This is a genomic window from Verticiella alkaliphila (assembly GCF_018904615.1).
GTDB classification, from domain to species: Bacteria; Pseudomonadota; Gammaproteobacteria; order Burkholderiales; family Burkholderiaceae_B; genus Verticiella; species Verticiella alkaliphila.
On sequence record NZ_JADCNH010000008.1, the window covers coordinates 47,020 to 59,642 of the forward strand.

Genomic DNA, 12,623 nt, shown 5'->3' on the forward strand with positions numbered 1-12,623 from the left:
CGCCACACCGGCCGCCCAGCCTGGTCGTCGTGAACAACGACGCACAGGAGACACCCGATGGCACGTTGCACCCTGGCCGGCCTGACCCTGGCCTGCACCCTCGTTGCCGCCAGCGCCAGCGCTGCGGATTTTCCCCGGCAACCCATCCAGCTCGTGGTTGGCTATGGCCCAGGCGGCGGCACCGACATGTGCGCGCGAGCGCTCGGCCAGCACGTGGCCGAGGCGTTGGGACACAGCGTGGTGATCGAGAATCGGCCTGGCGCCGGCTCGTCGCTGTCCATCGCCTACGTGGCGCGGCAGAACGCCGATGGCCACACGCTCGCGACGTTCTCGACGGGCGCCCTGATGAATCAGCTCCTACCCGTGGAGACCGGCTATGACGTCTCGACGGACCTGACCGCCATTGCCCAGGTGGCGCAATACCAGATGGGCCTGCTCGTGCGTGCCGACTCACCCTTTCAGCGCATCGAGGATGTCATCGCGGCCGCCAAGGCCGATCCCCAGGCGATCAGCTACAGCACCGCAGGGCCTGGCACGCCGCAACACCTCACGATGGAACGCCTGGGACGGATGGCGGACGTGCGCTGGACGCACGTGCCCTACAAGAGCGGGCCCGAGACCATTCTTGCGCTCATGCGCGGCGACGTTCAGGTGATGTCACAGACTGCCGAGTGGGTGCCCTACGTGCGTGACGGGCGGCTGCGGCTGCTCGCCACCTACGGCGATGCACGCATGGACGGCTTTGAGGCAGCGCCGACACTGCGCGAAGCCGGCTATGACCTCGTCGCGCCCAGCATTCTCGGCGTGGTCGGCCCGCGCGACCTGCCGCCGGGCGTGGTATCGACACTTGCTGCAGCCTTCGAGGGCGGCATGCGCACGCCACAGTTCGCGCAATGCGCTGATCAGTTCGGCCTCAAGCCCGACTTCAAGGGGCCTGAAGCCTTCAAGACGCATCTGGCGGACACGCTGCAGACGTGGGCGCCCGTCGTGCGCGACATCGGACTGAACTGACAGGCAGCGGCGTGCACGCCGCCGCTGCGCGATCAGGCGACGTGCTTGAGCAGCAGGCGCCAGAACGCCAGGCGCTGCGGCAGCGTCTCGACGATCACGTGTTCCCACAGGGTGTGGGCACCGTCCCCTTCCGCGCCCAGACCGTCCAGGGTGGGCACACCCAGGGCGGCGACGAAGTTGGCGTCGCTGCCGCCGCCTGTCATCGGCGCTTCTTCCAGCGTGAACCCGGCCTGCGTTGCCAGTGCCTGCACCTGCGCCAGCAGCGCGCCGGTGGCGTCCGTGCGCGGCATCGGCGGGCGGTTCAGGCGCGCATCGATCTCCAGGCGGACATCCGGATCCTTCGGTTGCAGGGCCTGGATGCGTGCGAGCAGGGCTTCGCCGGCTTCCGGCGTGGGCACACGAAAGTCGACGACCGCGCGCGCCGTGCCCGGCACCACATTGACGGTCGTGCCGCCTTCGATCGTGCCCACGCTCACCGTCACGCCGGCCGCATAGTCGGTCATGGCCTCCAGTGCCAGTACCTGATGCGCGAGCTCACGGATCGCGCTGCGACCCTTCTCGTGGGCCACGCCGGCGTGAGCCGGGCGACCATGCGCGGTGATCCACACGTGGCCGGTGCCCTTGCGCGCCGTCACGCAACGTCCGCCATTGGCGCGCGCCGGTTCGCACACCAGCGAGTAGCGCGCCCGCTTCGCCCAGGACTCGATCAGTGGGCGCGACCAGGGGCTGCCGATCTCCTCGTCCGGCACCAGCAGGAAATCCACCGGCAGCGCCGTATCGCCCGGCTGCGTCAGGCCTTGCAGGGCTTTCAGCGCCAGATAGGTGCCCGCCTTCATGTCGTAGGTGCCGGGGCCGTAGAGCTTGCCGTCCTCGATGCGCAGCGCGTTCTGCGTGAGCGTGCCCACGGCGTGCACCGTGTCGTAGTGCGCGAGCAGCAGCAGGCCCGGGCGCTCGTCATCACTGGCGCGGTTGGACAACACCAGCGCGGGGCCGGTCTGCTCGCCCAGCTCGGTCACGGTCACGCGCAAGCCCGCGGCGCGAGCCTGCGTGGCGATGAGCTCGGCCATGGTGCGCAGCGTGGCAGGGTCGTGCGAGGGGGATTCGCAACGCACCCATTCGCTGATGCCGTCGACGAGTGTCTGGGCGCTCTCGGGATGAGACATGCAGGGTTCTCCAGGAAGATAGGGACGCGCGGGGCAACCCGGGCCGTGATGGCCCGGGGATATCCCCGCGGGAATAGGAATCAGGCGGCGTCGTTCAGATGGCAGGCCGATTGATGGCCGGGCGCGATCTGGCGCAATAGCGGCACCTCGGTCTTGCAGCGTGGCATCGCGTGCGGGCAGCGCGGGTGGAAGGTGCAGCCAGAAGGCGGCGCGAGCGGCGACGGGATCTCGCCCTGGATCGGCGTGAAGTCGCGCCGCCGGCGGCCCACGTCGGGCATTTCGGCCAGCAGCGCCTGCGTGTAGGGGTGGTTCGCGCGGGCGAACACCTCGGCGGCCGGCGCCGTCTCGACGATGCGGCCCAGGTACATGATGGCCACGCGATCGGCGATGTGCCGCACCACCCCCAGGTCATGGCTGATGAAGAGATACGTGAAGCCGTGGCTCTCGCGCAGATCCATGAAGAGGTTGATGACCTGGGCCTGGATGGACACGTCCAGTGCGGCCACGGGCTCGTCGCACACCAGCAGCGAGGGCTCGACCATCAACGCCCGGGCAATGCCGATGCGCTGGCGCTGGCCGCCTGAGATCTGGTGCGGAAAGCGCTCGCGGTATTCCCGGCCCAGGCCCACTTCGGCCAGTGCCTTGTCCACGCGGGCGGGAATGGCGCTGCGTGCGGCCAGGCCATGCACGTGCAGTGCCTCGCCCAGGATCTGATGCAGACGCTGGCGCGGATTGAGCGAGGCCTGCGGATCCTGGAAGATCATCTGCACGCCGAGCGTGTAATCCAGTTTGTCCCTACCTTTCAGGCTCGCGGCATCGCGGCCCTGGTAGTGCACGGTGCCTTCCGTCGGACGGATCAGACCGGCCGCGATGCGGCCGAGCGTGGATTTGCCACAGCCGGATTCGCCGACCAGGCCCACCACTTCACCACGCTGCAAGGTGAGATCCACGCCATTGACGGCGTGCACCGTGCGTAGCGACTGCGGCCGGCCGCCAGCTTCAGCAGGCGCTGGGCCAGGTCCGGGCGCTGAGAGAAGCGTTTGCGCACGCCTTTCAGGTCGAGCACGCTCGCGCGCTCGGCCGTCGGCATGGCAGGAGATGAGGAAGTCATGGCTTATACACTCCTCGCGACGGGCGGCAACGTGCCGGCCGTCACGCTCGCGGCCACCTCGGCGGCCAGCGGAAAGAAACAGCGATAGCTGCGCCCGTCCTCGCTCACGGGCTCGGGCGACTGCTCGGCGCAGCGCGCCTGGGCACGCGGGCAGCGGGGCCGGAAGGCACAGCCCGCCTCGCGCCCGGCCAGGCTGGGCGCCATGCCATCGATCTGCGACAGGCGCTCACCCGGCTCGGCCGTGGCGGGCATGGAATCGAGCAGGCCCCGCGTGTAGGGATGACGCGGCGCACTCAGCACCTCCTCCACCGTCCCCGTCTCGACGATGCGTCCGGCATACATCACGGCCACGCGGTCGGCGAGCTCAGCCACCACCCCCAGGTCGTGGGTGATCCAGATGAGTGCCGTGCCATGCGCGCGGCACAGACGCTGCATCTGATACAGGATCTGGCCCTGGATCGTCACGTCCAGCGCCGTGGTGGGCTCGTCGGCGATGATCAGCCGAGGCTGGTTGAGCATGGCGATGGCGATCGCCACGCGCTGGCGCATGCCGCCCGAGAACTCGTGCGGATAGGCCTTCAGCCGGCTCTCGGGCGAGGGAATCCCCACCATCGCCAGCGCCTCACAGCAGCGCGCATCGGCGTCAGCGCGCGAGGTGCGCGGGAAATGCGTGAAGATCGCCTCGCGCATCTGCTCACCCACGGTCAACACCGGATTGAGCGTCATCAGCGGATCCTGGAAGATCATCGCGATGTCGTTGCCGCGCAGCGCCCGCAGGTCCGTCTCGGACATGCCGCGAAGTTCGCGGCCATCGAAACGGATCTGGCCTTCGACCACTTCGCCCGGCGGATCGATGAGTCCGATCAGCGAGAAGCCGGTGACGGACTTGCCCGAGCCGGATTCGCCGACCAGGCCCACGATCTCGCCACGGCGCACCTGCAGATCGACGCCGTCGACCGCAGGCCAGGCGCCTTCGCGGGTGTGAAAGGCCGTGCGCAGGCCGCGCACGTCCAGAAGAACGTCGGAGTCAGTCATCGCGGATCCAGGGCAGCCCGCAGGCGGTCGCCGATGATGTTGATGGACAGGATGAGCAGCAGCAGTGCGATCCCCGGGAACATGCTGATCCAGTAGTCTCCGGACAACAGGTACTCGAAGCCGCTCGCGATCAGGAGGCCGAGCGAGGGCTCGGTGACGGGCACGCCCACACCGAGGAAGGACAGCGTGGCTTCGAGCACGATGGCGGTGGCGATCTGGATCGTGGCGAAGACGAGGATCGGGCTCATGCAGTTAGGCATCAGGTGACGCAGCATGATGCGCCAGGCCGGAAAGCCCAGGTTCTGCGCGGCCTCGATGTATTCCTTGCGCCGCTCCTGCAGGGCGCGCCCGCGCATGATGCGGGCGTAGTGCGCCCACTGGACCACCACGAGCGCGATCACCACCTTGTCCACGCCCCGCCCCATCACGGCGAGCAGCACCAGCGCCACGAGGATGGTCGGAAAGCCCAGGATGAAGTCGACGAGGCGCATGACGAGCGTATCGACCCAGCCGCCCTTGAAGGCGGCGAGCAGGCCGGCGATGCTGCCGATGAGCGTGGAAAGCGCGACTGCCCCCAGGCCCACCATCAGGCTGATGCGCAGGCCATAGAGGATGGCGCTCAGCATGTCGCGCCCCTGCTGGTCGGTACCCAGCCAGTAACGGGTGCCGTCGAAGCTCTCGCCCCCAGGCGGCAGACGGCCGGCCATGATGTCCAGCGACATCAGGTCGTACGGATTCTGCGGCGCGAAGAACGGTGCGATGAGGATGAAGCCCAGCAGCAGGGCCAGCGCGATGAGCGAGCCCTTCACGCTCGGGCGTGCGTTGATCTTGCGCAGGATGCGCCGGCGTTGCGGCGTGTCCTGCAGCGGCGGGCGCGTGGGCACCCGGTCAGTGCGGATCGGTTCTGCCATGTCAGTGAGCCGGTTCGAGAAGTTGGACGCGCGGATCGAGCACGGCGTAGAGGATGTCGACGATGAGGTTGATCACCACGAAGATCAGGGTGACGAGCATCACGTAGGCGACAACCACCGGACGATCCAGCTGGTAGACGCTGTCGATCAGGAGCTTGCCCATGCCGGGCCAGGAGAACACCGTCTCCGTGATGGTGGAGTAGGCGATGAGGCTGCCGAACTCCATGCCGATCACGGTGACCACGGGGATAAGGATGTTGCGCAGGATGTGGCGGCGCACGATGCGCGCGGGCGCCACACCCTTGGCGCGGGCGAACTTCACGTAATCCTGGGTACGCGCCTCAACGACGCCGGTGGCGGTGAGCCGCAGCACGAGTGCGATGTTGGCGAGCGCCAGGTTCACCGCCGGCATGGCGACATGGCGCCAGCCCTCGGTGGTAAAGACGCTGAAGGGCACCCCCAGCACCTCGACGGTGGGGCCGCGCCCCGAGGCTGGCAACCAGCCCAGCCACACGGCGAAGAACAGGATGAAGACCATGCCCTGCCAGAAGTTCGGCAGCGAAAAGCCCAGCACGGACCCTGCCATGATGCCGCGGCCCAGCGGGGCATCCCGATACAGGCCCGCAACGAGCCCGAGCGGAATGCCGAGCAGACAGGTGAGGAGGATGGCCACGACCACCAGCTCGAACGTGGCCGGCATGCGTTGCAGGATCAGCTCGATCGCCGGCATGCCGTGCACGAACGAATTGCCGAGATCGCCGTGCAGCGCGTTCCACAGGAAGTGGCCGTACTGCTGCCAGATCGGCAGATCCAGGCCGAGCCGCGCGATCAGCGCGTCGCGCTCGGCCTGTCCCACCTCGGGGCTGACCAGAAGCTCGATCGGGTCGCCCACCGCATACACCGCGAAGAACACCACGACCGAGACGGCCAGGATGACGAACAGGCTCTGGATGAACCTGCGAAGAATGAACAACGCCAAAGCCTGTTCTCCCTGGAAGACCCGGTGACCGGATTACTGCGCGGGGCGCAGGGCCGTGGCCATGGTGCGCTGATCCGCCCGGCCTTCGTAGACCAGGCCCTTGCGGAACGCCCACAGACCGCTTTCGAAGTGCAGGGGCACGTTGGGCATTTCATCCAGCGCGATCGTCAGCACGCGGCGCAGCAGTTCCGTGCGCTTGGCGTCGTCCACCGTGCGGATCGCCTCGATGAAGGTCTCGTCGAGCTCGGGGTTGCTGTAGGCGCCGTAGTTGCTGCTGCCCAGGCCGAGGTCCTGGCGCGTCGTCGTCGTCCAGTACTGGATGAAGTTGCTGGCCTCACCCGTCTCCGAACCCCAGCCACCCAGCGAGGCGCTGAATTCGCGCTTGGCGCGACGCGGGAAGTACACCGAACGCGTCATCGTGTCGACGCGCGTGCGGATGCCGACGCGGGTCAGGTACTGCGCCACGGCCTGCGTCACTTGAGCGTCGTTGATGTAGCGATCGTTGGTGGCCGACAGCGTGAGCTCGAAGCCATCCGGATAGCCGGCTTCGGCCAGTAGTGCCTTGGCAGCGGCGGGGTCATACTTCAGCTCGGGCGGATTCTCCAGCGTGCCGAACATGCCATCGGGCAGGAACTGGTAGGCCGGCGTGGCCACGCCGTCCATGATGCGCTCGACGATGGCCTTGCGGTCGATGGCCATCGAGATGGCGCGGCGCACGCGCACGTCCTGCAGCGGGTTGTCGCCCTTGGCAGACTTCACCATGGGGCTTTGCTCGCGGCCGGCGTCGAGCTGGAAGAACATGACGCGCACGGACGGCTTGATCTCATGACCGAAGCCGCCGGCCTTGATGCGCGGCAGATCGCGCGCGGCCGGGTTCTCGATGATATCGAAGTCACCGGCGAGCAGACCCGTCAGGCGCGGGCCGGCCGCGGGCACGGCCACCATGCGCACGCTCTCCCAGTGCGGCTTCTCGCCCCAGTAGTCATCGTTGCGGGTGAGCTCGATGCCCGTGCCCTTCACGTAGGACTTCATGACGTAGGGGCCCGTGCCGATGGCCGACTTGCCGTTGTTGAAGTCGTTCACGTTGGGCCAGGCACCGGTGACGCCGCAGCCTTCCTTGGGCGTGTACTCGAGCTTGCCGTGTTCGGCGATGCCGTTCCAGATCACCGGCACGCGGGCCAGTTCGTTGGGCAGCACGGGATACGGCGTGGCCGTGATGAGACGCACGGTCTGGGCATCAGGCACTTCGACCTTCACGATGCGGCGCGCCACGTTCGAGAAGCCCGAGCTCAGCGAGGTCTCGTTGTTCAGCACGCGGCACAGCGTGAAGACCACGTCGTCCGGGCCGAAGGGCTCGCCGTTGGAGAAGCGCACGCCCTCGCGCAGCTTGAACTCCCAGGTCAGGTCGTCCACGGCCGACCACGAGGCAGCGAGACGCGGCTCGAGCTGCATGTCGGGGTTCATGCCGACGAGCGGCTCGAAGATGTGGCTGGCCAGCGCCTCGTTCGGCGTGCCCTGGTGATAGTGCGGATCGGCGGCAGTGGGCTCGGAGGCAAGACCCATGCGCAGCGACTCGGCATGGGCGGCGCCGGCGGCGGCCAGACAGCCCAGGCTGCAGATCAGCCGGGCGAGAATCGACAGACGGACAGACATGATGCGAGATTCCTGGTGCGGGAAAGCGGCAAATTCTAGTGACGTGAGATTTCTCAAACAATTACAATCTTTCGCAGCTGCTTTGCCAATTTTAGAAATTTCGGGTAAACCCTTATGCTGAATCAGGCACTGCGCTACTTCCTGGAAGTGGCCAATACCGGCAGTCTCAGCGCGGCCTCGGTCAACCTTCACGTGGCGATTTCCGCCATCAGCCGGCAGATCGCCCGGCTCGAAGAAGACGTGGGCGCCCCGCTCTTCGAACGCGCTGCGCGCGGCATGACGCTCACCGAAGCCGGCCGCATGCTCCTGGCCCATGCACGGCGCACGGCGCTCGAAACGCAATCGGTGCTCACTGCCATCGGCAATCTGGCCGGCATCCCCGGCAACCTGATTCGTGTGTCGTGTTCGCAGGGGTTGGCCAATGATCTGGTGCCCACGGAAGTGGCCCGCTTTCGCGACCGGCATCCCGATACGCGATTCGCGCTGTGGGTCGGCAAATCGTCGGTGGCCACGCAACTGGTGGCTGAAGGTGAGGCCGATGTCGCGGTCACCTTCAGCGTGGATCCGACACCCGGCATCCAGGTGAGGCACAGTGTGCAGTCCCCAGTCCACGCCGTGATGGCAGCCGACCATCCGCTCGCCGCCCGCCCCAGCCTGAGCATGGACGACATCCAGCGCTATCCGCTCGCGCTCACGGACAAGGGCACCATGACGCGCAACATGTACGACCATTCGCGCGGCATGGCCGGCGTCTATGTCGAAGCGGCTGTCACCAGCAACTACTCGGGCACGCTGCACGCCCTGGTGCGCGAGAGCCACAGCATCCTGCTCGCGGGCTACGTGTCGATGGCCGGACGCCTTGCGCGCAACAACCTGGTGGCCCGCCCGTTGATCGACCCCGAGATGCAGTTTCGCAGCGTGCAGATCCAGGTGATGGCGGGCCGGCAGCTGCCGGTGTTGATCGAATCGTTCATCGAGCGCTTGGCGCACGCCCTGGACGCGCTGCGCGAAGCCGAACTGAAGCTGGGGATGGACACCCCCTGAACGCCATACGGTGAATCGTATGGATCAGACGAAAAACTCATTTTACGCCGCATGGGGTGGCCGAAATAATCGGATGCAAAACCGATTCCTAGAAAGGCGTGACCCGCCTCGGAGACATCCCATGACCGCATTCTCCCGTCGCCAGGCTTGCCTGGCTCTGGCAGCCAGTCTGGCCGCCCTTGCCTCCCCGGCGGCATTTGCCTCAGACGCCAGCGCTTTTCCGTCCAAACCCGTCACCATCATGACCGCGTTTGCCCCGGGCAGCGGCCCGGACGCCGTGTTGCGCCTGGTTGCGGACAAACTCTCGCGCGATTGGAGCCAGCGCGTGTTGGTGGAGAACCGCCCGGGAGGCGGCGGCTTCATCGCCATCGAGGCCGCGCGCCGTGCCGCACCGGACGGCTACACCCTGCTGCAACTGGACAGCGAGCACCTGGGCGCCCTGCCCCACCTCTACAAGTCGCGCAATTTCGTGACGCTGGATCATTTCGACCCCGTCGCCATCCTGTTCCGCACACCGTTCTTCATCGCCGTCCCGACGGATTCCGAGTTGAAGACCGTCGGTGACCTGGTCGCGAAGGCGCGCGCCAACCCGGGCAAGCTCAGCTATGGCTCGTGGGCGGTCGGCAGCCCGGGCCACCTGGGCGGCGAACAGCTCCAGTCACTGACGGGCGTGAAGATGGAGCACGTGCCCTACCGCGAGGTGAGCCAGCTCTATACCAACCTGTCCACCGGCGATCTGGACTGGGCCTACGGCACCCTGCCGTCCACGCAAAGCGTCTACCAGACCGGCAAGATCCGCTATATCGCCATTGCCGCGCCCGAGCGCCACCCGCAGCAGCCGGACGTGCCCACCGTGGCCGAGGCTGGCGGCCCGCAAGGTGTCTATGTGAACTCGTTCGTGTCGCTGGTCGCACCCAAGGGCGTGCCCGCCGACATCGCGGCCCGCATCAATGCGTCCGTCGCCAAGGCCGTGGCCGATCCGGAGATCCAGGCCCGCTACAAGACCTTCGCATTCGAAACGCTCAACTGGTCGCCCGAGGACATCCGCAAGCAGGCCCAGGTGAAGTACGACCAGTATGGCGAGCTGGTCACGAAGGCCGGCATTTCACTGGAGTGAGGTGAATGGCGGGCGCCGCCTTGGGGGTGCCCGCTGCGTTGGCGGCGGCGCACGGCCTGGAACACATGCGGCACCGCCGTTTTCTGACGGCCAGGGCCTGAGCGTCAGTAGCTGAAGGTCAGTTGCTGAGCGTCAGTTGCTGAACGTGAGCCGCAACACGGCCTTGCTGCCGCGCCGCGACACACTGGCGGCATCGGCCGATCGGCGCACCAGGTAGCCGGCCAGCGCGGCTTCGCTCAGGTCGTCCTCCAGCATCTGCTCCGCGTCCGGGCGTTTGTCGCTCAAGGTCAACACCTCGCCGTCATAGCTCAAGGTGACTGCGTACGTGTACTCGTCAAACGCGGTGTGGATGTCCACCTCGCCCTGCACGTGTTCCTGCCCGGCCAGGATCTCGAAGGCCTGCCACGCGGCGAATTGCGCACGCCGGCCCACGTCGGGCGGCACGCCCCAAAGGCGCCCTTGCCGCTCCATGAAATCCATGACGTCGTCGAGCGACGTGCCCTGTGCGGAAAACGCCTCGTGCGCGCGCTGGCGCACGCCCAGTCGCACGATCAGCGACAGCGTGACGGTGGTGGCCACGGCCAAGGCGAAGCCGGTGAAGGTGACGGCGGCGAACGCGGCTGGCAGCATGCTGACGTGCGCGTGCAGCAGTTCGTAGCTCACAAACACCACGAGACCTGCGCCCAGCGCGATGATGCGACGATTGTCGAGCATGCGCGAGGCGATGAGCTGCAAGCCGCTCATGAGCGTGAAGACGGACAGGAAGAGGAACAGCGCGCCCGTGACCTGCAGCGGCAGCGCCAGAAAGAGCGCCATGATCTTGGGCAGGAGGGCGAGCACCGCAAGCAGCCCCGCCACCCAATAGGACAGCAGCCGGCTGGTGCAGCCCGAGGCCGCCGACAGCCCCACCGCCCCGCCGCTGGCCACCTGCGGCAGGCCATTGACCACCGCCCCGAAGAAAAGCCCCGTACCCTCGGCGCGCAGGCCACGCGCGATCGCCTTCAGATCTGGCCGCACCCAGTTGGCATCGTTGAAGCGCTGGGCCACCGTCTGCACGCCCATCGAGATGAGCGCCAGGATGAGACCAGTGACCGCATAGGGTCCGATGAGGCTCGCATCCCAGGCGAGCCCGAATACGGGCAGCGTGGGCAGGAACACCCACGGGGCGGACGCGATGAGTGCCCACGCCTCCGGTGCGATCAGATCCAGGGACACGGCCGCAGCAAAGCCTGCGGCGAGCCCGATGACCGTGGCGAACCACTTCACGTGACGGCGCCCCCAGACGTTGCACCCCACCATCGTGGCGAAGGCAATGAGGCCCACCAGGAGCTCCTCCCCCGTGGCAGGCTCGAATCCGGCATACGCAATGGCGTCGTTGAACGCCACCGCGATGCCCATCTTGCCCAGCCCGAGCCCAAGCAACAGGACACACAGCCCGGCCACCTCCACCGTGAACACGCTGCGCAGGCGCTCCACGGCAAAGCTCGCCGCCCAGTGCACCAGCCCCATCACGACCACCATCGTGAACGCCCCCGCCGGGCCGCCCGGCCCGAGCACGCCCAGCATCAAGGCGGGCAAGACGAGGGTCGACGCCTGTACGGGGTAGAAGAAACCCGACCCCACGAGCCCGCGCTGACGCGCCTGCACGACCAGCGTGACCGCGCACAGCAACAGGCTTGCCGCCGCCAGCGAAAAGAACGTCGAGGCCGGCACCTGCGCCTGCCGCACGAAAAGGCTCGGCACCACCAGCAGCGCGGCCAGAAACGCCATCTGCTGGGCCGCGAGCGCCAGGGCGACCCGGGGCGGCGGCGCCTCGTCCCTGCCGAACTGGATGTTGGCGGGCTTTCGGGGCTTGTGTGCCATCGTCAGAGCACGGGCATCAGGTGCGTCTGTCCCGGCGCCGTCGTCCAGAGATCGCCCGTGTCCAGATCGAACCACCAACCGTGCAATTGCAGATTGCCCGCCTCCACGCGCTCGCGCAGCCACGAATACTGCATCAGGTTCGCGAGCGAACCCTGGATCGCCGCACGCTCGACGAGTGCCGGGTTCTCGCGCAGCACGTCGAGCGAGACCTGGTGCCGGCCGGACGGATCCGCCGGATCCTTCACGTACTGCTCGCAAGCCTGCAGGGCCATGCGCACCCATCGCCCGATGAATTCGCGCGGCAGCGGCTCGCCCGCGGCCATGTTGAGCATGGCCTTGATACCCCCGCAATGCGCGTGGCCCAGCACGATGATGTGATCGACCTTCAGATCGCGCACCGCGTATTCCACCGCCGCGGCCACGCCGTGCTGGGCCGAGCCCTCATCGGCGGGCGCCGCATACGGCGGCACCATGTTCGCCACGTTGCGCACCGAGAAGAGTTCGCCAGGGTCCGCGCCAAACAGCGCCACCGGATCCACGCGGGAATCACTGCAGGAGATCACCAGCGTGGCAGGCGCCTGCCCGTGGGCGAGCTCCTGCATGAGCGAGGGCGCATGGCCGTAGTTGCGCTCCTTGAAGTCGGTGATGCCACGGATGAAGTGGCTGATGTCGCGGCAGGCGCACGCAGGTTGGAGCGTCATGGCTGGATCTCGCAGGCGCACCGGCGGCACGCGCA

10 protein-coding genes and 1 pseudogene are annotated in these 12,623 nt (G+C 67.3%); 3 read left to right on the forward strand and 8 right to left on the reverse strand.

Translation table 11 applies throughout. The annotated features are described in order from the left end of the window. Window positions 1-57: 57 nt before the first annotated feature. The gene (locus IMZ29_RS07920) at window positions 58-1,011 is read left to right on the forward strand and encodes a Bug family tripartite tricarboxylate transporter substrate binding protein (protein ID WP_216182553.1); all 954 of its coding nucleotides are present in this window, start codon (window positions 58-60) and stop codon (window positions 1,009-1,011) included. A gap of 32 nt (window positions 1,012-1,043) precedes the next feature. On the opposite strand, the gene IMZ29_RS07925 is transcribed toward IMZ29_RS07920, so the two are convergent. From IMZ29_RS07925 to IMZ29_RS07950, 6 genes and pseudogenes are all read right to left on the reverse strand, one after another. Then, entirely contained in the window at window positions 1,044-2,174 is a 1,131-nt protein-coding gene (locus IMZ29_RS07925) for a M20 family metallopeptidase (RefSeq protein ID WP_216182555.1), read from the reverse strand. A gap of 80 nt (window positions 2,175-2,254) precedes the next feature. After that, window positions 2,255-3,264 (reverse strand): annotated as a pseudogene (locus tag IMZ29_RS07930) (ABC transporter ATP-binding protein). A gap of 24 nt (window positions 3,265-3,288) precedes the next feature. Next, on the reverse strand, window positions 3,289-4,320 hold the full coding sequence (locus IMZ29_RS07935; RefSeq protein ID WP_216182557.1) for an ABC transporter ATP-binding protein: 1,032 nt from the start codon (window positions 4,318-4,320) through the stop codon (window positions 3,289-3,291). Continuing rightward, entirely contained in the window at window positions 4,317-5,231 is a 915-nt protein-coding gene (locus tag IMZ29_RS07940; RefSeq protein ID WP_216182559.1) for an ABC transporter permease, read from the reverse strand. Before IMZ29_RS07940 ends, IMZ29_RS07935 begins: the two co-directional genes overlap by 4 nt. Before the next feature lies 1 nt (window position 5,232). Then, window positions 5,233-6,210, reverse strand: coding sequence for an ABC transporter permease (locus tag IMZ29_RS07945; protein ID WP_216182561.1), 978 nt, complete (start codon window positions 6,208-6,210; stop codon window positions 5,233-5,235). Between the two features lie 33 nt (window positions 6,211-6,243). Further along, on the reverse strand, window positions 6,244-7,863 hold the full coding sequence (locus IMZ29_RS07950; protein WP_216182563.1) for an ABC transporter substrate-binding protein: 1,620 nt from the start codon (window positions 7,861-7,863) through the stop codon (window positions 6,244-6,246). A gap of 114 nt (window positions 7,864-7,977) precedes the next feature. Here IMZ29_RS07950 and IMZ29_RS07955 point away from each other — a divergent pair, with 114 nt between their 5' ends. Then, window positions 7,978-8,907, forward strand: a complete 930-nt coding sequence (locus tag IMZ29_RS07955; protein ID WP_216182565.1) for a LysR family transcriptional regulator — start codon at window positions 7,978-7,980, stop codon at window positions 8,905-8,907. Between the two features lie 121 nt (window positions 8,908-9,028). Then, a complete protein-coding gene (locus IMZ29_RS07960; protein ID WP_216182567.1) occupies window positions 9,029-10,024 on the forward strand; it encodes a Bug family tripartite tricarboxylate transporter substrate binding protein in 996 nt (331 codons plus the stop codon). A gap of 132 nt (window positions 10,025-10,156) precedes the next feature. Here the strand turns inward: IMZ29_RS07960 and IMZ29_RS07965 are convergent, their stop codons facing one another. After that, window positions 10,157-11,887, reverse strand: a complete 1,731-nt coding sequence (locus tag IMZ29_RS07965) for a solute carrier family 23 protein (RefSeq protein ID WP_216182569.1) — start codon at window positions 11,885-11,887, stop codon at window positions 10,157-10,159. A gap of 2 nt (window positions 11,888-11,889) precedes the next feature. After that, complete coding sequence (locus IMZ29_RS07970; RefSeq protein ID WP_216182571.1) at window positions 11,890-12,588, reverse strand: carbonic anhydrase; 699 nt, start codon at window positions 12,586-12,588, stop codon at window positions 11,890-11,892. Window positions 12,589-12,623 lie beyond the last annotated feature (35 nt).

Coding starts and splice junctions, on each gene's coding strand:
- IMZ29_RS07920 (WP_216182553.1), top strand. CDS start 58: ATGGCACGTTGCACCCTGGCCGGCCTGACCCTGGCCTGCACCCTCGTT.
- IMZ29_RS07925 (WP_216182555.1), bottom strand. CDS start 2,174: ATGTCTCATCCCGAGAGCGCCCAGACACTCGTCGACGGCATCAGCGAA.
- IMZ29_RS07935 (WP_216182557.1), bottom strand. CDS start 4,320: ATGACTGACTCCGACGTTCTTCTGGACGTGCGCGGCCTGCGCACGGCC.
- IMZ29_RS07940 (WP_216182559.1), bottom strand. CDS start 5,231: ATGGCAGAACCGATCCGCACTGACCGGGTGCCCACGCGCCCGCCGCTG.
- IMZ29_RS07950 (WP_216182563.1), bottom strand. CDS start 7,863: ATGTCTGTCCGTCTGTCGATTCTCGCCCGGCTGATCTGCAGCCTGGGC.
- IMZ29_RS07955 (WP_216182565.1), top strand. CDS start 7,978: ATGCTGAATCAGGCACTGCGCTACTTCCTGGAAGTGGCCAATACCGGC.
- IMZ29_RS07960 (WP_216182567.1), top strand. CDS start 9,029: ATGACCGCATTCTCCCGTCGCCAGGCTTGCCTGGCTCTGGCAGCCAGT.
- IMZ29_RS07965 (WP_216182569.1), bottom strand. CDS start 11,887: ATGGCACACAAGCCCCGAAAGCCCGCCAACATCCAGTTCGGCAGGGAC.
- IMZ29_RS07970 (WP_216182571.1), bottom strand. CDS start 12,588: ATGACGCTCCAACCTGCGTGCGCCTGCCGCGACATCAGCCACTTCATC.